This window comes from Sulfurimonas xiamenensis (assembly GCF_009258045.1).
Classification (GTDB): Bacteria; Campylobacterota; Campylobacteria; order Campylobacterales; family Sulfurimonadaceae; genus Sulfurimonas; species Sulfurimonas xiamenensis.
Map to the genome: position 1 here is coordinate 1,876,388 of NZ_CP041166.1, position 24,556 is coordinate 1,900,943.

20 protein-coding genes are annotated in these 24,556 nt (G+C 35.0%); 13 read left to right on the forward strand and 7 right to left on the reverse strand.

Annotation, left to right across the window (positions count from 1 at the left end):
- Window position 1 precedes the first annotated feature (1 nt).
- The gene (locus FJR47_RS09510; protein WP_152300201.1) at window positions 2-976 is read left to right on the forward strand and encodes a lytic murein transglycosylase; all 975 of its coding nucleotides are present in this window, start codon (window positions 2-4) and stop codon (window positions 974-976) included.
- On the opposite strand, the gene FJR47_RS09515 is transcribed toward FJR47_RS09510, so the two are convergent.
- Genes FJR47_RS09515 through FJR47_RS09530 form a run of 4 tightly spaced genes read right to left on the reverse strand, consistent with a single transcriptional unit; the run spans window position 966 to window position 5,530 of the window.
- Window positions 966-1,802, reverse strand: a complete 837-nt coding sequence (locus tag FJR47_RS09515) for a D-hexose-6-phosphate mutarotase (protein WP_152300202.1) — start codon at window positions 1,800-1,802, stop codon at window positions 966-968. The genes FJR47_RS09510 and FJR47_RS09515 overlap by 11 nt on opposite strands.
- On the reverse strand, window positions 1,799-3,085 hold the full coding sequence (locus FJR47_RS09520; protein WP_241855398.1) for a sugar MFS transporter: 1,287 nt from the start codon (window positions 3,083-3,085) through the stop codon (window positions 1,799-1,801). The genes FJR47_RS09515 and FJR47_RS09520 overlap by 4 nt, the downstream gene beginning before the upstream one ends.
- A complete protein-coding gene (locus FJR47_RS09525; RefSeq protein ID WP_152300203.1) occupies window positions 3,078-3,905 on the reverse strand; it encodes an HAD-IIB family hydrolase in 828 nt (275 codons plus the stop codon). The genes FJR47_RS09520 and FJR47_RS09525 overlap by 8 nt, the downstream gene beginning before the upstream one ends.
- A gap of 5 nt (window positions 3,906-3,910) precedes the next feature.
- Entirely contained in the window at window positions 3,911-5,530 is a 1,620-nt protein-coding gene (locus tag FJR47_RS09530) for a cation:proton antiporter (RefSeq protein WP_152300204.1), read from the reverse strand.
- Window positions 5,531-5,663: 133 nt separating this feature from the next.
- On the opposite strand from FJR47_RS09530, the gene pyrG reads away from it, so the two are divergent.
- The 12 genes from pyrG to FJR47_RS09590 all read left to right on the forward strand — a co-directional run bounded on the left by pyrG (window position 5,664) and on the right by FJR47_RS09590 (window position 21,406).
- Entirely contained in the window at window positions 5,664-7,286 is a 1,623-nt protein-coding gene (gene pyrG / locus FJR47_RS09535; RefSeq protein ID WP_152300205.1) for a CTP synthase, read from the forward strand.
- A 16-nt stretch (window positions 7,287-7,302) separates the two neighbouring features.
- Entirely contained in the window at window positions 7,303-8,907 is a 1,605-nt protein-coding gene (gene recJ, locus FJR47_RS09540; RefSeq protein ID WP_152300206.1) for a single-stranded-DNA-specific exonuclease RecJ, read from the forward strand.
- Between the two features lie 103 nt (window positions 8,908-9,010).
- The gene (locus FJR47_RS09545) at window positions 9,011-10,438 is read left to right on the forward strand and encodes a DUF3373 family protein (protein WP_152300207.1); all 1,428 of its coding nucleotides are present in this window, start codon (window positions 9,011-9,013) and stop codon (window positions 10,436-10,438) included.
- Window positions 10,439-10,673: 235 nt separating this feature from the next.
- The gene (locus FJR47_RS09550; RefSeq protein ID WP_152300208.1) at window positions 10,674-12,053 is read left to right on the forward strand and encodes a DUF3373 family protein; all 1,380 of its coding nucleotides are present in this window, start codon (window positions 10,674-10,676) and stop codon (window positions 12,051-12,053) included.
- Between the two features lie 250 nt (window positions 12,054-12,303).
- Window positions 12,304-13,776 (forward strand): NAD(P)/FAD-dependent oxidoreductase, encoded by a 1,473-nt coding sequence (locus tag FJR47_RS09555; RefSeq protein ID WP_152300209.1) that lies wholly within the window; start codon window positions 12,304-12,306, stop codon window positions 13,774-13,776.
- 27 nt (window positions 13,777-13,803) lie between these two features.
- Window positions 13,804-14,178, forward strand: a complete 375-nt coding sequence (locus tag FJR47_RS09560) for a c-type cytochrome (protein WP_152300210.1) — start codon at window positions 13,804-13,806, stop codon at window positions 14,176-14,178.
- Window positions 14,179-14,252: 74 nt separating this feature from the next.
- Window positions 14,253-15,386: a cytochrome b/b6 domain-containing protein gene (locus FJR47_RS09565; protein ID WP_152300211.1), complete on the forward strand. Its 1,134-nt coding sequence runs from the start codon at window positions 14,253-14,255 to the stop codon at window positions 15,384-15,386.
- 172 nt (window positions 15,387-15,558) lie between these two features.
- The gene (locus FJR47_RS09570) at window positions 15,559-17,979 is read left to right on the forward strand and encodes a molybdopterin-dependent oxidoreductase (protein WP_152300212.1); all 2,421 of its coding nucleotides are present in this window, start codon (window positions 15,559-15,561) and stop codon (window positions 17,977-17,979) included.
- A gap of 2 nt (window positions 17,980-17,981) precedes the next feature.
- Window positions 17,982-18,545, forward strand: coding sequence for a 4Fe-4S dicluster domain-containing protein (locus FJR47_RS09575; protein ID WP_152300213.1), 564 nt, complete (start codon window positions 17,982-17,984; stop codon window positions 18,543-18,545).
- Window positions 18,546-18,555: 10 nt separating this feature from the next.
- Entirely contained in the window at window positions 18,556-19,767 is a 1,212-nt protein-coding gene (nrfD, locus tag FJR47_RS09580; protein WP_152300214.1) for an NrfD/PsrC family molybdoenzyme membrane anchor subunit, read from the forward strand.
- 170 nt (window positions 19,768-19,937) lie between these two features.
- A complete protein-coding gene (locus tag FJR47_RS09585) occupies window positions 19,938-20,261 on the forward strand; it encodes a cytochrome C (protein ID WP_152300215.1) in 324 nt (107 codons plus the stop codon).
- A 170-nt stretch (window positions 20,262-20,431) separates the two neighbouring features.
- Complete coding sequence (locus tag FJR47_RS09590; protein WP_152300216.1) at window positions 20,432-21,406, forward strand: MBL fold metallo-hydrolase; 975 nt, start codon at window positions 20,432-20,434, stop codon at window positions 21,404-21,406.
- A gap of 34 nt (window positions 21,407-21,440) precedes the next feature.
- On the opposite strand, the gene folE is transcribed toward FJR47_RS09590, so the two are convergent.
- From folE to FJR47_RS09605, 3 genes are all read right to left on the reverse strand, one after another.
- On the reverse strand, window positions 21,441-22,028 hold the full coding sequence (gene folE, locus FJR47_RS09595) for a GTP cyclohydrolase I FolE (protein WP_152300217.1): 588 nt from the start codon (window positions 22,026-22,028) through the stop codon (window positions 21,441-21,443).
- A 71-nt stretch (window positions 22,029-22,099) separates the two neighbouring features.
- Window positions 22,100-22,708 carry a PAS domain S-box protein gene (locus FJR47_RS09600; RefSeq protein WP_188093720.1) on the reverse strand — a complete coding sequence of 203 codons (609 nt, stop codon included), beginning with the start codon at window positions 22,706-22,708 and terminating at the stop codon, window positions 22,100-22,102.
- Window positions 22,709-22,852: 144 nt separating this feature from the next.
- A complete protein-coding gene (locus tag FJR47_RS09605) occupies window positions 22,853-24,484 on the reverse strand; it encodes a putative bifunctional diguanylate cyclase/phosphodiesterase (protein WP_152300219.1) in 1,632 nt (543 codons plus the stop codon).
- Window positions 24,485-24,556: the final 72 nt, after the last annotated feature.

A 24,556-nucleotide genomic window follows, 5' to 3' on the forward strand; every position in this document is an offset into this window, starting at 1 on the left:
GATGTTAAAAATATTTTTTATACTTTCACTTACTACACTGCTTTTTGCAAAATATGATAACTGCGAATTTAAAAACAAAAATTATGCAGATATCTGTAATAAAGTAGTAAAAGATGGCGTTTCATATGAATATGCAAATCAATTTTTACTCTCTTACTTTAAAACACAAAAATTTGATGAGATAAGCTACAAATATCTTCAGCCAAAGTATATAAAAATTCATAGAAAAAATGAGAAAAAAGCCAATAATACTCTTGTTAAATATATCCCTGACATGGTGAAACATCTTAAAAAATACACTGAAGTATATGATTATACTGAGAAAAAATATGGTGTAAATCGTGAAATAATCGCCGCTATTTTAATCAAAGAGACAAGACTTGGCAAAATTAAACCTAAACATGACGCATTTATTGTCTTTAACACTTTGGTAGTTAGAACAATACCAAATACGCCCAGAGAGAAGTGGCTTTTAAATATGGGAAAAAGCAATATGGCATCAATAATAACTCATTGCTATAAAAAAGGGATAACTCCCGAGGAGTGCAATCTACCAAGTTCTTATGCCGGAGCTGTGGGAATACCGCAATTTATGCCAAATAATTTTATCTATACAGAGGGTTATAAAACAGAGATAGCAGATCTTACAAAAATGGAAGATGCCATTGTATCTGCGAGCAAATTTTTAAATAAAAAAGCTGATTTTAAAAAGTTAATTGATTGGAATAAAATTCCAAATATAATAGAACTTGAGTCACAGTGGTATGATTTTGAATTTGAAAATGAAAATGCATCTTTTGTCTACGCAAAAAATAAAAATGGTGTTAAAAAGTACCAATGTTTTGCCTGTGACAAAGCAGAACTTGACTACCTAAGAGAATATATAAAAAAAATTATGCGCTACAACAACTCTTCAAACTACGCCATTGGAGTTATGCGCTTGGCATATGAAGCAAAAATGGGACTTAGCAAATAACAGCCTTTAAACTATGTGACTCTTGAGATTTTATAGCTCTTGCATCATCAAACGCATTCGCGGATTCTATGCAGAGCATATATTCATAAGCATTTTCTTGCATTGCACTCATTCTCTTTGTTTTTTCTATCCACGGGTTCCATACAACAACAGAAGATGAACCTTGATTTTTTATGTGAATCTCTCTGTTTTTGTCTCTTAATACAATTTCGTCATCAACATCTTGGTAAACTCTGTCGACCTCTTCATTGAAAGTTATATCGCCCTCTTGCTCCTCATTTTTGTATGTCAGCGCATTCAAATATGGCTTTTTATCTAAACCTAAGATAGCTACATCAGATATATGCGAAACAGCAAAGTAAGTATGAAGCGCTTGTGTAATCTTAAACTCTTTTTCATCTCTATTTGTCGTTTTAAGTTCCATTGTCAGCTTATCTGAGATAGTAATGCGCAGCTCCAGCTCAAATTTATAGTGCCATATCTGAAGTGTTTTTTCACTATTAGTCAGTTTAAAAGTCAAAACCGTTGTCTTCTCATCCAGCTCATTGCTACACACAAACTCCCACATAGAGATTCTTGCAAAACCATGCTGAGGCAGAGCTTTGTCTTTATTGAAGCCAAACCACGGCCAGCAGATTGGAACACCGCCACGGATTGCTTTGCCCTTCTCAAAATCACTTACTTCGCTAAGCCATAAAATCGGCTCTTTGCCTACTCTTGCGTAGTGAAACAGATGTGCCCCCTGCAGGGCAATTTTTGCCTCTGCGACTCCATTTTTCACCTCAATATATTCAAAGCCGTTTGGCAGTTTTTTATGAGTTATCACATCTCATCCCAAGACTTTATCTTATGCCATTTGAGAGCGTAGAGGAGTATAAAGAGATAACAGATTATCCCCATAAGATATGTTGACTGCATATCTCCGCTAACATGCGAGATCTTTCCAAAGAGAAGCGGAAGAATCGCGCCGCCCGCTATAGCCATAATCAACAGTGCGCTTCCCTGTGCTGTATATTTTCCCAATCCCTCCAGTGCTAGCGGCCAGATCGTCGGCCAAACAAGTGCGTTTGCAAATCCTAAGAGTGCTACAAATGCTACCGTATTTGGAAGAGTTCTAATACCGCTCCATCCCCACAAAATCTCTGAAATTCCATGACTTTGAGATGAAGCAACTACTCCAAACAAAAAAAGTACCCCAAAAAGTGCAGAGCCTATAAGCGCGCGCTCCTGTGAGAGATATTTCGGTATAAGCAGGACGCCGAGTGCATATCCAAGCACCATAAAAGACATTACATAAGAGGTCAGGGAAGTAACATTTGTCAAACCTAAATGCTGACCGTAAAGACCGATGGTATCGCCTGCTATTACCTCTATGCCGACATAGAAAAAGAGTGCGGCTGCACCTAAAACCACGCGCGGGAATGCAAAGATACTCTTCTTTTGTTCTCCTGCTTCATCTTTTTCAAACTCAAGTTCGGGAAGTTTGGAAAACTTTACAAGAGCGATGAGAGAACTAAGCAATAGCGCCATAACGATGTAAGGAACTATAAGTTTTGAAGCAAGCTCCTCTTTTGACTCCGCGGATAGATCCTCCAAAGAGCCGATGCCTGAGAGTATAAATGCGGTAAAGAGAAGAGGCGCAATAACTCCCGCCCCCTTGTTTATAAGCCCCATGATGCTTATACGCATCGCCGCACTCTCAATGGGTCCTATGCAGACTATATAAGGGTTTGAAGCAGTCTGCAAGATGGTAAGACCCGATCCTAGTGCAAAAAGAGCTAGCAAAAAAAGTGTAAAACTCTCCCTCTGCGCTGCAGGTATAAAGAGAAGGCTCCCGACTGCCATTATTGCCAAGCCGAGTGCCATTGAGTTTTTGTAGCCTATTTTTTCAATCACGAAAGACATTGGCAGAGCCATTACCGTATAGGCGATGTAGAATACAAAAGTTACAAAAAGAGCTTCAAACTCGTTAAGATCGCATATAGCCTTTAAAAACGGAATTAACGAGCCGTTGAGCCATGTGAGAAAACCGAAAATAAAAAAGAGCACTCCTATTATCGTCATAGGTAAGATAGTAGAAGTGCTAGATATTTTAAAGTCTTTAGACATTTTTGAGACTCTTAAGATAGTTTGCAACGCCGTCTTCATCATTTGTGTGTGGCAGAACTATTTTTGCTGCCTTTTTTACTCCCTCTTGCGCATTGGCTACGGCTATTGATGTTCCTGCCAGTTCGAACATTCCAATATCATTGAAGTTATCTCCAAAAACACTCAGCTTTTTTAAATCAAAACCGATTGCTTCGCTCACACTTCTTATGCCGTGGGATTTGTCCGCATCTTTGTGAAGCAGCGTCAAAAAGTAGCAGCCCGCATAGGCTTCGGGAGCCAAAATATACTTTATTATATCCCCAAAAACAGCTCTTAAATGCAACGCTAATCTTCTCAGAATCTCCTCCTCGCCAAAATAGACTATCTTAAAATTATCATCCATTGCGCGAAGATCTCTAGCTTGGTGATGATGGTCATCTTTTTTATAGTTTTTTAGTATCTTTGTTTGATAGGCATTTAAAGTCGTAGAGTAGGAGAAGGCTTCGCTTAGATTTTTATCAGCCAAAGAGAGAACAAAAGGGTAGATACCGAACTTTGCACCCTCATCTATGATGGCATCCCCGAGCTCTCTGTTTATGAACTTCGTACCAATTATCTTTTTATCCATCGTCGCTATCAATGCACCATCAAGCAGTATCATCGGAGCATTAACATCTACATCCCTTAAGAACTGTGCCGTCTTTTTATATGTTCTTGCCGTTGCTATGCTAAGAACAGAGTCAGCCCCAAAACTGTTCCATATCTCTTTTGTAAAGGAGCTCACAGAGAGATCTGTTCGCAAAAAAGTATGATCCAGATCTGTAATATAGGCATTTTTCATCTTACTTAGTACTTCATATTACATGTGCTCATTTTTTCTACAAGTAACCGTCCAACTTCGACTTTGGTATCAACAATAGAAGTAATATCCAAATCTTGAAGATTCTCTTTATCTTCAAGCGTAGCAACTTTTACTATAAGATTGATATCTTTTGTGTGTTTTAAAACAGCCTCGCAAATCGCTCTTTTCTTCTCAATATTATCTAATGTTACGATAACCGCCGCCGAACTCTCTGCATTTAGCGCTTCTAAAAGCGAGAGCTTTGACATATCTCCCAAATATGCCTCTTTTCCGGCAGAGAGGGCTTCATGAACATGTTTTGGATTATTATCTATGATAACATAAGGAGCGCCAAGTTCATCAAGGTTTTTGGCAACAAATTTACCGATAGTACTGTAGCCGCACACGATCACATGGTTCTCTCTGGATATAAAGGCGGAGGTATCAAGCCCGAGGTATTCAAAACGGGTAACATAGGCAACAAATCGATTGATTTTTGAGATAAAAAACGGGGTCACTATCATAGAGAAAATAACCACAAGAACAAAGAGCGACTCAAGCTCTTTCTCCAAAAGACCGCCCATGCTTGCAACCGCAAAGATAACAAAAGAGAACTCTCCCACTTGCGAAATTGCAAGAGCAGTTTTTAAAGAGAGCACATGCGAAGATGAGATACGAAGAACCAGATAAGTAATGATTGTTTTTAAAACCAAAACAAGCAGGAAAATGCCGACAATAAACCAGAAGTTATCAATAAAAAAGAGAACATCAATCTTCATTCCCACGACGATAAAGAATGTTCCAAGAAGTATATCTTTAAAAGGCGCAATGTCCGATTCAACCTTATGATGGTACTTTGTCTCGGCTATAATCATTCCTGCGACAAATGCCCCAAGAGAGTATGTAAAACCCGCATAAGAGGCCAAAAGTGCAGCTGATACGACTATAAAAAGAACAGAGCCCATAAAAAGTTCGTCTACTTCACTAGAAGCTGAGAAATGCAGAAGCCATGTCATTACTCTTTTTCCCACTATAAACATAAAACCCATAACAAAAACAGCACTTATAACTGTGTCCCTAAGTATATTAACTACCGATTGGTCGCCATTGCTGGTTAAAAATCCCAAAAGTATAAGTATAGGAATAACAGCAATATCTTGAAATATAAGTATCCCAGTAGCACGCTGACCGTATGGGTTGTGTATCTCTTTTGAGCTCTTTAGGTAACTTAGAACAACTGCCGTGGAAGAGAGAGCAAATGCAAGAGATAGGATAAGGGCCGAGATAGATTCCAGTAAAAAAATATAGTGACTAATTGCATAGACAATAAGTGCAGTAAATCCTACCTGCAAAAACCCATTGAAAAATATCTCTTTTTTCATACTGTTCATTTTTGCCAAAGATATCTCAAGTCCGATTGTAAACATTAAAAAAACTATTCCAAACTCACCTATATGTTCCAGTGTCAATGAATCATTCATATATCTTAAATCAAAGGCATACACCATTATAGTACCGGTAAAGATATAACCTATTATCTGTGAAATACCAAAGCGTTTTAAAAATAGATTTAGTACCGTTGAAACACCTAATGCCACAACTATGTATAAAAGCGCAGAATCCATCAAAATCTTTCTAATAATTTTAAATTTTATTATTGTAGCAAAAGAACCTTTTAACATGGCACTTTATAAAACTTAATTTTAAGAGACTCTATACTATAATCGCATCTTTAATTGACATTTTTGGAGCTATTTTATGACTAAATATATTTTTGTAACTGGTGGCGTTTTAAGCTCTCTTGGAAAAGGGATAACAGCAGCTAGTATTGGTACTTTACTTAAACACTCAGGCAAAGAAGTCGGTATGTTAAAAATAGATCCATATATAAATGTCGATCCTGGCACTATGAGCCCGCTTGAGCATGGTGAAGTTTTTGTTACAAAAGATGGAGCAGAAACAGATTTAGATATCGGAAACTATGAGAGATTTTTAGACACCTCTTATCTAAAATCGAGCAACTTCACTACAGGACAGGTATACTCATCGGTAATAGAGAGAGAGCGTGCCGGTGGATACCTTGGACAAACCATTCAAGTTATTCCTCATATTGTAGGAGAGATAGTCAAGCGTATCAAAGAAGCAGGAGAGGGTCATGAGATACTTGTTGTAGAACTTGGAGGAACTGTCGGGGATATCGAAGGTTTGCCTTTTATGGAAGCGATTCGCCAGATGAAACATGACGAAGAGGTTACAGGTACATTTTTTGTGCATGTAACTCTTATTCCTTACATCAAAGCTGCGGGTGAACTAAAAAGTAAACCTACACAACACTCTGTTCAAGAACTTCGCCGTATCGGTATTACTCCTCAACTTATAATTGCCAGAAGTGAAAATGCACTGCCTAAAACATTTAAGAAAAAACTTGCAATGAGCTGTGATGTAAACAGTGACAGTGTTGTTGAAGCACTTGATGCAGCTTCCATTTATGATATTCCTCTCTCATTTTTAAGACAAAATATATTAAAACCGATATCAAAAGCGTTAGAACTGGGTGAACTTAATCCTGACATGGAAAAATGGGACTCTTTAGTTAAAAAAATAGTACAACCGAAAAATCAAATAACTCTTGGATTTGTCGGAAAATATCTTGAGCTTAAAGAGTCATACAAATCTTTAACCGAATCTCTTATCCATGCAGGTGCTCATCTTGATACTCGTGTAGATATTAACTGGGTAGACAGTGAGGAGGTAGAAGAAAAGGGTGCGGAAGCACTTCTTAGCGATTGCGACTCCATTTTAGTTGCTGGAGGATTTGGAAACCGCGGTGTTGAAGGTAAAATCAAAGCTATCGAATATGCACGCGTAAATAAAATTCCATACCTTGGAATTTGTCTTGGAATGCAGCTAACACTTGTTGAGTATGCAAGAAATGTTCTTGGTTTTGAGGGTGCAAACTCCGTAGAGTTTGATGAAAACACACCTTATCCAATGATCTATCTTATTGACAATTTTATGGATCAAAGCGGAAATACGCAACTTAGAACCCACAAATCTCCGATGGGTGGAACAATGCGTCTTGGAGAGTATCCATGTGAAACAAAAGAGGGTTCTCTATTGCGCAAAGCTTACGGTGGAGCAAAAGTTATCCATGAGAGACACCGCCACAGATATGAGGCAAACCCTACATACAGAAAAGAGCTCGAAGATGCAGGAATGATAGTAACTGGGGAATCAAACGGACTTATTGAAGCAGTTGAAATTCAGGGTCATCCATGGTTTTTAGGCGTTCAGTTTCATCCTGAATTTACATCAAGACTTCAAACTCCAAACCCTTCAATTCTTGCATTTGTTGAAGCTAGTTTAAATATATCAAAATAAAATATTAAAGCTCAATATGCAAAGCTTTAATAATATACCGATTTTAAATAAAACAACTCTTTTTGAATTGCTTTCTCAAAGAGTTGGAAAAGAAGATACAAAACTCTCTCAAATTCCAAATCCCACTTTACTTCATAATGCTGCAAAAGCTGCCAAAAAGATAGCTGAGGCTGTAAAAGAGGGCAAAAAAATAGTAGTTGTTGGTGATTATGATGTTGACGGTATAAGTTCAACAGCTATAATGGCTGAATTTTTTAAGCAAATCCCTTATCCGCTTGAAACAATAATTCCAAACCGATTTAAAGACGGCTACGGCGTTAGTCCAAATATTCTAAAAAGAGTAAATGCAGATTTAATAATAACTGTAGATAACGGCATAAGTGCTATTGAAGCTGCCCAAATTTGTAAAAAAAGAGGTATTGAACTTATTATTACAGATCATCACACTCCATCAGAAATATTGCCCGATGCCTACGCCATAGTCAACCCAAAACTCTCTGCATGTAGCTATCCTTTTGAAGAGATATGTGGAGCGCAGGTTGCATGGCTGCTGCTTGGACTTGTTAAAAAAGAGTTAAAACTCTCCATAGATATGAAACAGTTTTTAGATATATTGTCAATTGCGATAATTGCAGATATTATGCCTCTTAAGCATATAAACAGAACGCTTGTAAAAGAGGGGTTGAAAGTTCTTATGCGCTCAAGCAGGCCTTCTAGTGTGATTATAAGAGACTTTTTAAACAAAAGCTCTATAACTTCTGAAGATATCGCTTTTGCCATAGCGCCGCGAATTAACTCCGCAGGCAGACTAAAAGATGCGGATATTGCTCTTAAATTTTTAACAGCCAAAACAACAAACGAAGCCTATATGGAGTTTGAAAAATTAAACGCTTTAAATGAACAAAGAAAAGAGCTTGAAGCAAAAACAACAAAAATAGCACTTGAAGAGGTCCAAAATCAGGGTCAAATTCCAAATATTATCGTTGCGGCAGGTGAAAATTGGCATGAAGGGGTAGTGGGTATCGTCGCTTCAAGATTGGTAAATCATTTTGAAAAACCTGCCATTGTTCTAAGTGTAAAAGATGGCATTGCAAAAGGGAGTGCCAGAAGTTTGGGAAATATAGATATTTACAAACTTATAAAAGAGAATAAACAGTATCTGACAAAATTCGGCGGACACAAAATGGCAGCAGGACTTGGACTGGAAGAGAAAAATATTGAGATGTTTAAAGAGTCTATCAATCAATCAGCTTTAACACTAAGCAGCAGTGACTTTATACCAAAAGATGAGGTGCTTGGAATCTTAGATACTCAAGATATAGATTTTGAACTCCTCAGCATGCTTGAGAGTTTTGAACCCTACGGAGAAGCAAATCTACGCCCTAAATTTCTACTCAAAGATGCTCATATAGTAGATATTAAACTAATGGGAAGTGATAAATCCCACTCAAAAATAACACTCAGACAACACCTGCATGCAAAAAAAACTCTGGAGCTTATAGCATTTAGAAATGTTATTGAAATGCCTAAGGATAAAAAAATCACATGTAACTATACGATCTCAAAAAATGAATTTAACTCAAAAGTCTCTCTGCAACTTTTATTACATAAAGTTTATTAAATTATTATTCATAAGAATAATTAATAAATTAAAAGTATTTTGTAATAAAATTATCAAAAAAAATATGTTACAATAATCGCCAATCAAAAAAAAGGGGATTGAAATGAAAAAAATCGTAACACTTTCTGCTATAGCTTTTTTAAGCACAGCAGCTTTTGCGGAGACTGATGTTCAAAAACAGATAGATGAACTGAATATGAAGATTGAGAGACTTCAGCAAATCAATAACAAACAAGATGACAGAATCTCAGATGTTAATATATTAGCAGCGCAGGATAATCTTAAGTTTGATGTAGATTTTAGAACTGCATATGATAATCTGCAGTATGAAACAGTAAACGGAAACAAGTATGAGAATGATGCTCTTTTCTCAAATCGTCTATGGTTAGGCATGGGGTATGCTCCGACAAAGGATATGATCTTTAGAGGGCAGCTCTCCGTTAACAAAGCTTATGGCGCAAGCTACGGCCAAAGAGGGACAGGTTTTGGATTTGATACTTTTGACTGGGTTTTAAATGAAAATCTGACAGATGATACAATAAAACTAAGAGAAGCATACTGGCTTTGGAAACTTAGAACAGGAAGAATAGGCTGGACAGTAAGTGCCGGACGCCGCCCTGCGACAAACGGATATCTTATCAACTTAAGAGATGACGATAAACCACAATCTCCTCTAGGACATATTATCAATATGGAATTTGACGGTGCATCGGCAAGTATGCAGCTAGAAGATTATATACCGGGTATGTACTTTAAACTTTGTATTGGTCGTGGCTTAACAAATGCAACCGGCTGGGCTAGTGAAGCAACAAAATATGTTGGATCTCCTACAGGTGGTTCAAGTCTGCCAAATTATGTTGAAGATGATAGTAATTTAGACAATACAGATATGGTAGGACTTATCTTTCAGCCCTATGATGATGGACAATATGGCGTAATAACAAAATTCTATAGAGGATTTGATGTACCGGGACTATCAATCACAAGTCCAACTACTGCAGTAATGAAAAGTTTTGGTGATATGGACGGAGCAGCAATCTCTTTTAAAATGGATGGCGTAGGTGATGAAATCAATGATTTCTTAGATGACACGATTCTTTTTGCATCATTTGCCGCATCCGTATCAAGACCAAATGATAATCAACCAATGATGGGCAGTCAGGATGATGAGACAGGTACATCTATCTGGATTGGTGCACAGATGCCAAACTTAACAGGTGGTAAATTCGGTGTAGAGTATAACCACGGTTCAAAATACTGGAGACCGTTTACTTACGGCGAAGATACAATGATAGGCTCTAAAATGGCAGTTCGAGGAAATGCATATGAAGCTTACTGGACGCAGCCTCTTGTAGGAAATGTATTTTCTATGCAGATAAGATATACATATTTAGACTATGATTACACAGGTTCAAACGGTTTCTTTGGAGACGGGGGAACACCAATAAGTATGGCTGATGCTCAGTCGTATGGAATGGATCCTGTTGAAACTGCGCAAGATCTACGCGTATACTTCAGATATAGATACTAAAATTAAAGAGCCTTTTCGGCTCTTTAATAACTCTTCTTTTACAAAACTCCTATTTCAAACTTTATATTTCCCTTATCTTGCTAAAACCTTATAATTTTCTTTTCTAAAAATTTTAATTATTCAAAAAAATAAAAAAGATATAAATATTACTATAACTTATAATAAAACAATTGATTTATAATAATTAAAACTTTTTGTGATAAAATTCGCCCTTACAACAAAAAAAGGGAAAAATATGAAAAAAATTGTAACACTCTCAAGCATCGCTTTTTTAAGCACTATGGCTTTTGCAGACACAGATATGCAAAGTGAGATAGATTTTCTTAAAAAAGAGATTAAAGAACTTAAAAAACAACAAGATTCTACTACTAGAACTTTAACAGATGTTAAGATCAGCACAAACAACGACAATATAAAGTTTGGAATTGATTTTAGAAATGCAATCGATGTTTTAGAGTATAAAAACAATGAAACAGGGGAAACAGCAAGAAATCACTCTCTTCTCTCAAGCAGACTTTACTTAAATATGGCAGCTTCTCCTATGAAAGGGCTCTCTTTTAGAGGAAAACTTGCTATCTACTCTACATGGGGAGCACATTTATATGTAAATGATGATCCATTGAAGGATTGGTCTGCAAGTTCAAAGCCTGCCGATACTGTTATGCGTCTTAAAGAGGGCTATTTTGTCTACTCAGATAAAATCGGGGATCAGCCAATAGCGCTCAGCATCGGAAGAAGACCCTCAAGCACAGGTTTCCTGGCAAGCATGAGAGAAAATGAGTCAGATGAGGGTTCACCTCTTGCGCATATAACAAATATGGAAGTAAACGGAGCAATGGTAAAACTTGATTTTACCCGTTATGTTTCAGGGGCATATGTTAAACTGGTTTACGGAAGAGCGCATACCGGCGAAATGGAGAATGTTTACGGAACAGGCAATGATAATGTCATCCCTTATGCGGATAAAGATACAATTGCCGAAGATGAAAATGTAGACTTTTTTGTAATGCCTGGTGATGCATACAACAATGGACAGTACCAGCTTATGTACCAATGGGCGCATATCTTTGATACAAAGGGAAGAAATACATCAACAGGCATCCCAAAAGGAGCAGCCGGAACTGCAGATCTCTTTGCACTTTCACTTAAAGTAAACGGCATCGGTGATGAGATCAGCGACTTTTTAGATGATACGGTAGCTTTTGCTTCTATTGCTTCCTCGCGCTATGATGCAAAAGATGGTCATACGCTTTTAAGTTCGGCTGATGGCGGAAGTTCAAATGGACACTCGTTTTGGGCTGGCGTCTATATTCCTGATATGATAACCGATTCCGGAAGATTTGGTTTTGAGTACAACTACGGCTCTAAAAACTGGACTCCTATGACATGGGCAGAAGATACGGCAATAGGTTCAAAAATAGCTGTCCGCGGTAGTGCGTATGAGGCATACTGGAATTTTGATCTCTTTGGCATCAAGTATCTGCCGTCCCAGGTAAGATATACATATGTACAACATGACTATACTCCAAACGCAAACTGCAGCGGATGGACTGTTCCAGAGCCTGTTGATATCACTGCACAAGACCTAAGATTTTTCGTAAGTTATAGATACTAAAAAGGAAGAGCCGCTAATATGGCTCTTTCTCATTTCTCACATTTTCTACATTTTTTTAAAACTTCAACTACAATATCAGCTCAACTTATTATAAATAATATATGTAATTATCTATAAAATATTCCATCTAAAAAAGTGATACATTATCACAAAATAATAACAATAAAGTTGTAAAAAGAGTAAATTTTAAATCTATCTTAAGGCTTAAGGCTGTAAAATTGATTACTTTATCACAAAAAAGGGGAAATGCATGAAAAAGAATAAAATCCTAGAAGAGATTTTAAAAGAAGTAGATAAGCATCCGGAGATTATGTCTCGTCGTGAAGCTTTAAAATATTTAACTATGTCTCCATTAGCAGCTTCTGTATTGGCGGGTGCTTCTGTAGGAGCAACCACAGCGAGTGCTTCGGATGCTAAAGGGAAAATAGTTATAGTTGGGGGAGGCTTAGCTGGTATGAGTACGGCTGCACGCCTTAATAACACTTTATCAAATGCAGATATCACTGTTATTGAACCTGATCCGTTATCAGTTTCTTATCAGCCTGGTCAAACTCTAATTGGTGCCGGTATTTGGGACAAAGATGATATTGCTTATAAAAGAGATGATTTTCTTCCAAGCGGTGTAAAACTTATAAAAGGGAGTGTAACTGCTTTTGATCCGGATAACAACAAAGTTACAGTAGACGGAAACCAAGATGTATCTTATGATCAGTTAATTATTGCTACGGGTCTTAAGCTAAATTATGGAGCAATTAAAGGTTTAGAAGGCGAGATCACTTCTATGGGAACTGACAACTCTGTTGTAAGACAAAAAGTTGGTAAAAACGGAACTCACTCAATCTACTTCCGTGACGGTGCGGCAGATACTTACAAAGGTATACAGGAGTTAATTGCAAAAGCAAAAGCGCATAAAGGCCCTGGAAAATTACAAGCACTATTTACGCATCCAAACACACCAATCAAGTGTGGTGGAGCGCCTATGAAGATTATGTATTTAACGAATTCAAGACTTGAAGAAGCTGGTGTTCGTGATAAAGTAGAACTTACTTTCTACACAAACGGTAGTGCACTTTTTGGTATCAAAGAGTATAATGAATCAATCTTTAAGCAATTTGACGAAAGAGGTTTCAAAAAAAACTTTGCTCACAATTTAACTGAGATAGATACTGATGCAAAAGTAGCTGTATTTAATCATCACTGGAAAGAAAAAGGCGAGTGGGATGAAGATTTAGAAGAGTATGGAGTAGTAATAAAAAATGAGCGCGTTGAAGCAAAATATGATTTTATTCATATAACACCTCCGATGAAAGCTCCAGATGTTGTTAAAAATTCTCCGGTAGGTTCGGATAAGGGATGGGTACCTGTTGTAAAAGAGACTCTACAGCATGTTACTTATAAAAATGTATGGTCTTTAGGAGATGTTGCAGCAGTTCCAATGGGTAAAACAGGTGGTTCAGTTCGTAAACAGTACAAAGTTTTAGTTGACAATATGGTAGCGTCTATGGAAGGAAAAAGTTCACTTCCATCTAGATATGGCGGATATACAGTTTGTCCTCTTATTACAAGCATTGGTACTGTAATGTTAGCAGAATTTGACTGGAGTAAAAAGCCTACTCCTTCATTCCCGCTTGACCCTACTCAAGAGAGATGGATATGGTGGTTATTGAAAGTTTATGCACTAAAACCAATGACTATTTATGGTATGCTTCCAGGTAGAGCTTAATATTAAAACATAATTTAGGAGAAAAATATGATAAAAAGATTAACAACGATTTCAATCGCCACTTTAGTTGCAATAGCTTTAACTGCATGTAGCGGAGATAAGAAGCAGGCAGAAACAAAAACATATAAGATGAGTGCAGAAGAGGTCTATAAGGCATCATGTACAAAATGTCATGGAGCTCATGGTGAAGGGAAAACTGAAAAGAAAACACCAAGATTTGATGATAAAACAGTTGCTGAACTTGAGTATAGTTTATTTGATATCAAAAAAGGTGGAATAACTTTTACAACAGGTACTGATCATGAAATTATGGAGCATAATATGCAAAAATTAATAGACCAGGGCTATGATTACGATATTAAAACTATGGCACAATATATTTACAGCACATTTAAAAAATAATATGTTATAATACTTGCCATAATACATCCTTATTTAACTAAATTTAAGGAAAGGGGTTACTTGGTGATTTTATTATGAAAAACAATAAAAAAAACCAAGTTTATGTTTGGCCACTGTGTACAAGATTTGTACACTGGCTAATCGCTTTATCCTTTACATTTTCTTTTATTCTCTCATTTTTTGAACATAGACTCAATTATCATGTTGCTGTAGGCATCATTTTTGGTTTAATGCTTCTATATAGAATTATTTGGGGATTTATCGGTCCTCGTTATGCAACATTCAATACATTTAAACTCTCTTTATCAGAATTAAAATTTTATTTTGTAGAAAAAATTAAAAATAGATACAGAGAAATTCCTGCTGGACACAATCCCGCTTCAAGCTGGTATACGCTTATTGTTTTAAGTGTCGGCTCAGTAATAGCTATTTCTGGTCTTCTGCTTTATGGCATACAAGAAGCCAAAGGATATCTTTCAGTTTTAAACGATGACTACTACATGTATAGCGATACACTCTTAAACATACATATTTATGCCAGCTATACACTTCTCGCATGGGCTTTTATACACATAATAGGTGTACTAATAGAGCAGTTTTACCATAAAACAAATATGGTTTTTGCAATGATCACAGGATATAAAAAAGCAAAAGGTGAAGATGCTGAACTGTGTACTCCCAAAAATATTGTCTCATATATCTTTTTAATTTTATCAGTGTGGGTTTTTTATGTCATACTTGATGGAACACACAACCCTTTTGTAAAAAGTAAATTTACCAATATTGATTATAAAAGCGAAAATGATATTTTTTATGAAAAATGCGGTGATTGTCATAAAATCTATCCCCCTTTTTTACTAACTGAAAAATCATGGATTAGAATTATGGATGGACTTGATAATCATTTTGGAGAAAAAATAACTGATCAAAATATATCAAAACAAGAAGCTATAGTTATAAAAAACTATCTTTTAAAAAATGCGGCGGAACACTCTACAAGAGAAGCCGCAGTAAAAATTGTAGCTTCTGTAAAAGATGGACGCCCTATAGCAATAACCAAAACTCTTTATTGGATAGAAACTCATAAAAACATACCACGCAGTGCATATTCTGATAAAAAAATAAAAGATAAATCCAACTGCTTTTCTTGTCATAAAAATATAGAAAAAGGTAATACAGAAGATATAAATATCTTATATCATTATTGATTTTTTTATTATTATAATTTATTTTTAACACTATTATAATCTAAATTAAAGTTGTATATAAGATAAAGTCTATTAAAATGCTTAGATTTATAATTCTTATTTAAGTGACGGCTAAGTTTCAACTCACTAAATTAAGAGATATATTAGACTATATTAAGAAGGGGTAAAGCTTATGGAAGTAGAAACTTCAAGGAGAAAATTTCTTCAGGGTACTATTACTATGAGTGTTGTTGGAGCGACAGCACTTAGTACAAATCTTTTATCAAGCGGTGATGGTCAAAGTGCTAAACCTGGTGCAATTTCATTTCACAATACAAAAACAGGAAATGGGTCTTCACATGAAGTAGCAACATTGTGCGAAATGTGTGTAAACAAATGTGCGGCAATGGCTAGAGTAGAAAATGGAGTAGTTACCAAACTAAATCCAAATCCAATGTTCCCAAAATCAAAAAATATGCTATGTGCCAGAGGAAATGCAGGTATTCAAGCATTATACGATCCGGACAGACTAAAATATCCAATGATAAGAATTGGTGAAAAAGGTGAAGGAAAGTTTAGAAGAGTTACTTGGGATGAAGCATATAACGCAATTTTAAATGGTACAGACAAATTTCCTGGACTTAAGCAGATTCTTGATGAGGAAGAGGACAATAGATCTTCCATGCTTTTTTGTGCAGGTGAAGGTATGGCTGAACATACTTTTAAACAGTTTTTTGAAGCATTTGGCTCTGCAAACTGGCTAAATCACTCATCAATATGTCTTCAAACTGTTGCATCTGGATATGGCGTAACACTTGGTATGTACCCTCAAGCAGATCTTGACAATGCAGAGTATATTATTATTGCCGGAGCAAATAGAGCTGAAGCGATAGTAACACCTGATACCATGGATGCCTTTAAAAGAACAAAGGGCAGAGGCGCAAAGATGATTTGTATAGATCCTAGGTTTACAAATACAGCTGCAAAATCTGATAAATGGCTGGCTATAAAACCTGGTACTGACTTGGCCTTTGTTTTAGCACTGACATATGTTACATTGACAGAAGAGTTGCATAACAAAGCTTATGTTGAAAAATACTTTAATGGTTTTGAAGAGTATAAAAACAGTGTTATATCAAATAACTACACACCTGAGTGGGCTGAGCCGATTACAGGCATAAAAGCAAAAGATATCTACACAATTGCCAGAGAATTTGCTGCTCATGCTCCAAAAGCCGTCTATTACCCGGGTAGAAGAAGTACTTTTGCTAAAAATGATTTTCAGCTGCGTCGTGCAATGGCAATTTTCCAAGCACTGCATGGTGCAATTGACACCAAAGGCGGATTGATTTTTGGGGACAAACTTGATATTAAAGGACATGCAGGACTTGCACCTCTATATGAAAGAGCAAGAGCAAGAGCAATAGTTAAAAGAACAGACCAAAAAGGCGAACCTGGATATGATGATTGTGCTGTTGTAAGCGGCGGCGGTTCTTGGATTGGCTGGAGAAACAGATATTTAGAAGACAAAATGCCATATAAAGTAAGAGGTATGTTCTGTTATAAACACAATCCAATGATGAATATGCCAAATACTGCAAAAACTGCTCAAATGCTTAAAAAAATGGAGCTTGTAGTAACAATTGATACTATGCCGAGTGATACTGTAATGTTTGCAGATGTTGTTTTACCTGAGTGTACTTATTTGGAGAGAACAGATCCTGTGAAAACATTTGGTGGAATTGAGCCTTCAATTGCTGTAAGAAATAAAGTAATTGAGCCTATGTTTGAGAGCAAGCCTGTTATGGAAATCTTAAAAGGTTTAACTACAAAAATATCTAAGCCACTCTTTGAGATAAGTAAAAAATATGATGAAGAAGTACAAGATATGATTGAAGATGACGGTGAAGAGGAAGTTTATGCAGAATTTGATCTGACTCTGCCATTTAAGCATACACAAGAAGAACTTAATCACCACGCCGTTGAAATGTACCCAGGCGCTGCTGAAAAACTTCATAAATATGGTGTCTTCTATCCAAATCAGGATGAGTACTATAAACAATTATCTGTAAATGAGTATCAGTACTATCCAGAAAACAAAAAGTTTTACAGTGTTGGCGGCGGTAAACCAAAAACTCCATCTGGAAAAATTGAATGTAATATAGAGTCTTTTGCTGATATGGGTGTGGATCCGATGCCGGTATGGAGAGATGAGTATAACTACAGTGTCCCTGCTGGCAAATTTAGACTTCTTTCCGGCCGTCATGCACAATTTACTCAAAGCGGAACTGTAAACAATGCTATGCTTCTAGACCTTATGCCTGAAAATTTCATATGGATAAACAAAAGAATCGCGCAGGAAAAAGGCATAAAATTTGCAGATATGATAGAAGTTAGTTCAAGTATCGGTAAAGTTCAGCTAAAAGCATACCCTACAGAAAAAATAGCACCGGATCAAGTATTTTTTATTCATGGATTTGGGGCAGAGAGTGAAGAACTCACATGGGCATATAAAAATGGCGGGAATGATAACACTATTATTGAAGATCATATAGAGCCTGTTTATGGTGCTGCGGCTATGCATGAAACTAATGTTGAAATAAGAAAGGTGTAATTATGGCTAGATATGGAATGGCACTTGATTATAAAAGTTGTATCAATTGCAAGGCATGTGAAACAGCATGTAAAGAGGAAAACGGCATCTTAATGGGTGCAGACAGTCACCGTATTTGGGTTGGAACGGGTGAAATTGAGGGTCAGTACCCTCTTTTAGACTTAACATCAAATACTTTTCACCCAAGTCAATGTCAACAATGTGACAATGCACCTTGTGAAGAAGTTTGCCCTACAAATGCAACATACTATGATGATAATGGCGTTGTAAGAGTTGATGTTGATAAATGTATATTATGCAGTTACTGTATGAATGCATGTCCTTACGATGCTAGATATGTTGATCAAAGAACAATGACTGTTGACAAATGTAATTTTTGCAGCGACACAAGACTTGCCAGAGGTGAAACTACAACAGCATGTCAGGCAACATGCCCAACTAAAGTAAGAATATTTGGTGATCTTGATGATCCAAATAGCGAAATCAGCGAAGTACTAAGAACAAGAGAGCATTATTCACTAAAAACTCATCTTGGTACCAAACCAAAATTATTTTATCTAATATAAGGAGGATGGGATGAGTTTAAGAGAAAAAATAAATACTATTGTTCCTATTAGAGATGATTTTTCAATGAAATCATTATTAAGTTTTGAGAAAACGCCTTTTAATATCTTTATGGCTGTTTTATCCATTGCTCTTTTTCTGTGGATGTCTTATGGTATAGGCGTATATTTAAGTCACGGTCATCATGCATACAATGTAACGAGAGAACATCCATGGGGTCTTATGATTGCTATGTATGTATTTTTTGTTGTTAGCTCCACCGGTCTATGTATCATCTCCTCTTTTGGACATGTATTTAAGATACCAGGTTTTGCCATAATTGGTAAAAGAGCTATTATGGGTGCGATTTTAACCATCTTATCAGGATTTGTTGTTATTGCTTTTGAGATTGGACATCCTGTAACCATGATGATTTATAATGTAATGAGTCCTGGCTTAACATCTGCTATTTGGTGGATGGGTACACTTTATGGACTATATCTTACATTTATCATTTTAGAGTTTATATTTTTAGCTAGAAATGATCATAAATGGTCTGGATGGTTTGGTATAGGTGGTCTTGTTGTCGGTATTGCCGCTCACTCAAACCTTGGTTCCGTATTTGGATTTTTAGTAGCAAGACCTATATCAAATGGTGTTTTTTACCCGATCTATTTTATATTATCAGCAATGATTACAGGTATATATCTACTATTTTTAATCTACGGTTTTAGATATAAACTTAAATTTCCGCCTGAAGTTCAAGAATTTCTTTATAAAATAGGTAAACTTTTAGCGCTTCTTTTAGCTATTTTAATCTTTTTTGAAACTTGGAGATTTTTAACAGCGATCTATGGCGGTATGCCTGAACGCGCTGATGTTGCTATGCATATACTGGGAAGTGCTCCATTTATTTATGGCGAAGTTTTACTTGGTATGGTTATTCCTTTTTTAATTGCTTTTACATCCAAAGGAAGAGCGACTGTCAGCTTAGTTTTTGCATCGATAACCGGAATGGTAGGAATTTTCTTTATGAGATATGATTTGGTTCATGATACACAGTTAGCACCAATGATGACACTCAAAAAGAGAGAGTATCAACTAGAACCTTCTTGGGTTGAGTACTTTCCATCTTCAACTGAAATGGCAATCTCTATAGGTGCTATAGGCTTTTGTTTTATTCTTTATTATATAGCGGATAAAGCATTTGATTTGGATCATAGCAAAGAAGATATACATCATTAATATCTAAAACTTTCCAAAAGCCAAGATAAAATATCAAAGCTTTTGGAGATACTTTCATAATTAAATAAGAAAAATTGTTATAAATTATATAAATAACAAATGTAACCTATGTAATAAATATTATTTTTATTATTTATAAGTTAAAATGTTATAATTCAAAAGGAGATTAAATGAACAAAATAGTAAAAATCGCATTAAGCACAGCGTTAATTCTAAGTGTTGGTGCAGTAACTGCAAGTGCAGATGCTGATAAAGGTCAAAAACTTTACGCTAAAAAGTTAAAAGAAGCATGTGGTATGAGTGGTGCAGCAATGGCTGGTAAACATACTCAAACTGAGTGGGAAGATCTACACAAAAGTGGTAAACTTGCAGATGAGATCAAAAAACTTTGTCCATCAGTTGATGATAGTGATATAAAAGATAAATATCTTGAGCACTATTTTGACTTTTTCCATAAATTTGGAAGCGACAGTGGAAATGTTCCTGCTTGTTAATAAGTCTTTAATTATTTAAACTTTCAACATATTCTAAATTAGATTCTGGGTTTATCCCGGGTCTAAAAATCTTTCATATTTTATTTTTTCTTATATTTATTTGTAAAATTTATCCTTCTTAAGTATAATACTCGCTAATAATTATTTACTTTATAAAAAGAGGGGAAAAAATGAGAAAAACTGCTTTTTTAGCATTAATCGTTTTAATATTTTCATTGTCACTAAATGCGTTCACATTGGGAGATCTTGGTGAATTCAAATTTGAAAAAGCGAATGACAATGTTTATATAATGCATGGACCAGAAGAAGAACCTAGCAAAAAAAATGAAGGTTTTATGAATAATCCTGCACTAATAGAGAGCCAAAACGGGTTAATCGTAATAGATCCGGGCGGAAACTATAATGTTGGTAAAAAAGTACTCGCAGAAATCGAAAAAGTAAGCAAAAAACCTATTATTGCAATTTTCAATACTCATAAACATGGAGACCATTGGTTTGCAAATAAAAGCATTAAGGAAAAATATCCTGATGTCCCTATTTATGCCTTAACCTATATGATAGAGCAGGTAAAAGATAATGCAGCTGATACATGGTATGGCATTTTAGACAGATTAACAGGGAATTTAGAAGGAACAAAACCATTTACATTTCCAAGCCAAGGTGTAGAAAACAGACAAACAGTTGTTGTAGATGGGCAAACTTTTATTATGCGTCACTATGCAAAAGGGCATACCGATACTGATATTTTGATAGAACATGTTAACTCAAATACTCTCTTTATCGGGGATAATCTTATAACAAACCGTTTTGGAGCATTTGATGAGTCTTCTAGCATAGTTGAAAACATTAAACTGCTCGAGAAGATCAAAAATCAAGAAGACGGGTTTAAGAAATATACACTCTATGTTCCGGGGCACGGACCTTCAAGCGGTGAAATAAGCAAAACTATAGACCCTTTCTTAAACTATCTAAATATTATTGTTGCAGGCGCTAAAAAAGCATATGAAAATGATATACCAAGTTATGAAATTAAATCTGAAGTTCATGAAGAGTTAAAAGCATATCACTCGTGGGATGCCTATGAGGGTCAAATGGGCAAGCATCTTATGAAAGCTTACTCAGAAATTGAGATGTTGGATTTTTAAAGTTTTACTAGATTAAAGAGATTTTCTCTTTAATCTAGTAATGAGACCCGGTAGGAGAGTTTATTAAAGAGAAAAATTCGCTTCTAGTTTTTTCATCTTTTTTAAACAGACCACGAAGAGCTGAAGATGTCGTTGTAGAGTTTATTTTCTCAACCCCTCTCATCTCCATACACATATGTCTTGCTTGAATTACTACAGCTACACCTTTTGGCTGAATCGTATCCATGATGGCATCTGCTATCTGTTCTGTTAACTGCTCTTGAATCTGCATACGACGCGCAAAAACATTAACAACACGAGGAATTTTAGAGAGTCCTACCACTTTCCCGTCTGGTATATATGCTACATGCACACGACCTATTATAGGCAGAAGATGATGCTCACATGTAGAGTAAAATTCTATATCTTTTATAAGAACCATTTCATCATTAGAGCTTGTAAAGAGAGCCGATTTTAATATCTCTTTCGGATTTTCTTTATAGCCGCCAAAGATAAATTCATACGCTTTTCTAACTCTCTGAGGAGTCTTTAAAAGTCCTTCTCTATCTGGATCTTCTCCAACATAAAACATCATTGTTTTTACTGCATTTTCAAATTCAATATCTTTTTTATCCGACACCATTATGCCTTTAAAGTTTTTTATAGATGATAGAATATCAAGAAATAGCTGAGAAGTTTATGTAATTTGCTTTTTTAAACAATCCCATCTAGCTTTTCTAAGAACTGCTGCATATATGTGACATCTTTGTGTATACCTAAAAAATATATAAGTTTATTTTTTTGCCTGTCAAAAATAGGGCTAATAGTAACATCATCGTAAATAAGTTCGCCCTTTTTTGTATAATCACGAAGATTTACTTCTATAGGCTCTGCCTCTTTAATAGCTTTTCTTACCAGCCTAAGCGCTTTCTGCTTTGTATCCCCATTATTTAAAAACCTGCAGTTTTTACCCACTACCTCTTCATAAGCATACCCAAAAAGTTCAGAAAATGCCTTATTTACATAAACTATTGGATTGTCAAACTCATTTGGATTTGTGATAACAATGGCATTTTTTGATTGCTCCACTATATCAAATAGATGTTCTTTAAATTTTAAATCTTGAGCAACTTGCTTATTTTTAAGAATATAATAACCGCCATATATATTTTCAAGTGTTATACATGGAGCTGATTTTCTAAGTCCTGTAATAAAATTTCGTACACTTTTTTCATTAAACTCTCTATCTGCAGAGTCATGTATCTCATTAAATATATCAAAATTTCTAACTGCTTTATTTATATTATTTATTAAAAATTTCAATAATCTTTTCTGTGATATAGATAATTTCACACTTTTATTATCTATTATCAAAGACTCTGTTTCAATATTCCAAAAACAATTATCACTTAACCATATCAAATTATTACTCTTTTGTTAAATATTTTCGCTTCTTCTTATACTATATCAAGTTTTATTAAAATAATTTATAAAATCATCGATAGGCAGAGGGTTTGAGTGGTAAAAACCTTGCGAATAATCACATCCGATATCTCTTAATTTTAGATATTGTTCTTTTGTTTCTATTCCCTCTGCCTGCACTTTAAGATTGAAAAGTTTTGCTGTATTTATTATAGATTTTGTAATATTTAAGTCATTTTTATCTTTAATCATATTTTTTATAAATGATTTATCTATTTTTAATTTATCTACTTCGAATAGTTTTAGATGGTTTAGACTTGAATACTCTACTCCAAAATCATCTAAAACTATTTTGAACCCCATCAGATGAAGCTTTTTTATAATATCTTTTGCAACAGAAATATTTTGCATAACCTGACTCTCTACTATTTTCAACTCTATTTGAGATCTATCTATATTATATTTTTTTGATGTATCTTCTAAATCTGAACAAAAACTCGGATTAAAAAATTGTTCTTTTGATATATTTATAGATATGGTTAACTTTTTATCCAAAATATTTTTATTAAGTATTTTTAAATCTTCTAAAACTTTTGAGAAAACCATACAGCCAAACTCTTTTTCCATATCTCCTGATAAGACAAGCTCTAAAAAATCTTTCGGTTCTAATATACCCTTTTTGGTGTTATACCACCTTACCAAAGCTTCGGCACCAACTACAGAGTTATTATGAAAGTCCACAACAGGCTGATAATGCATAACAAACTCTTTTTCTTTTAATGCTCTTTTTATATCTGCTTGCATTAAAAGCCTTGTTGCCGCTCTATTTGACATCAACTTTCTATAAATTTTAAAACCATCCCGCTTCTCTTTTTTCACCTCATACATTGCAATATCAGCATTTTTTAAAAGATCATCGCTTGTTGCCGCATGCTGGGGATATATTGCTATGCCAATTGAGAGCGATACATTAAAAATATTTGTATCAATTTCTAAAGGTTGTTTAATTTTCTCTTGTAATTTAAACGCCAGCTGCTTTGCATTTTTTATATTTTTTATATTTTTTGCTATTATGACAAACTCATCACCGCCAATTCTAGCAACTATATCATCTTTTCTAATACTATTTACAAGTCTTTTTGCTATGGTTACAAGCATTTTGTCACCAATATTGTGACCATAAGTATCATTGACTTTTTTAAAATTATCTACATCTATAAAAAAGAGTGCCGTTTTAGAGCCATTTTGTAGAGATTCATCAAGAGTGTGATTAAGTTTTTTTTTAAAAAAAGATCTATTTGGAAGAGCAGTTAAAGAATCATAATTTGCATGATAGTAAATTTTTCTATCTGCTTCTTTTAAAGTTGTAATATTGAAAGATATGTGAACAATATATTTTGCATTTGCATAAAAAAATATAGATTCAAACCAAGCTGAATTTCTCTCCATTTCAATGCTAAATTTTTTGGATACAGATAATTTTTCTTTAAGATACTCAAGTGTTATGTTACATGGTTTAATCTTATCAAAATTTAGATTTTTTTTATCAGATATATCAATATTTTGAGCTTCTATATAACTTATATTTGCGTAAAAAAAATCCCCGTTATTATTATAAACAACTATTCTTGAAGGATGCATATCTACAATATCTTTAAAAATATTATTTAAATTCAAAACTACCCCACTGTATTAAAAATCTAAACTATTTCATTAAATTTAAGCAATAATATCCAAAAAGTGTCCAGC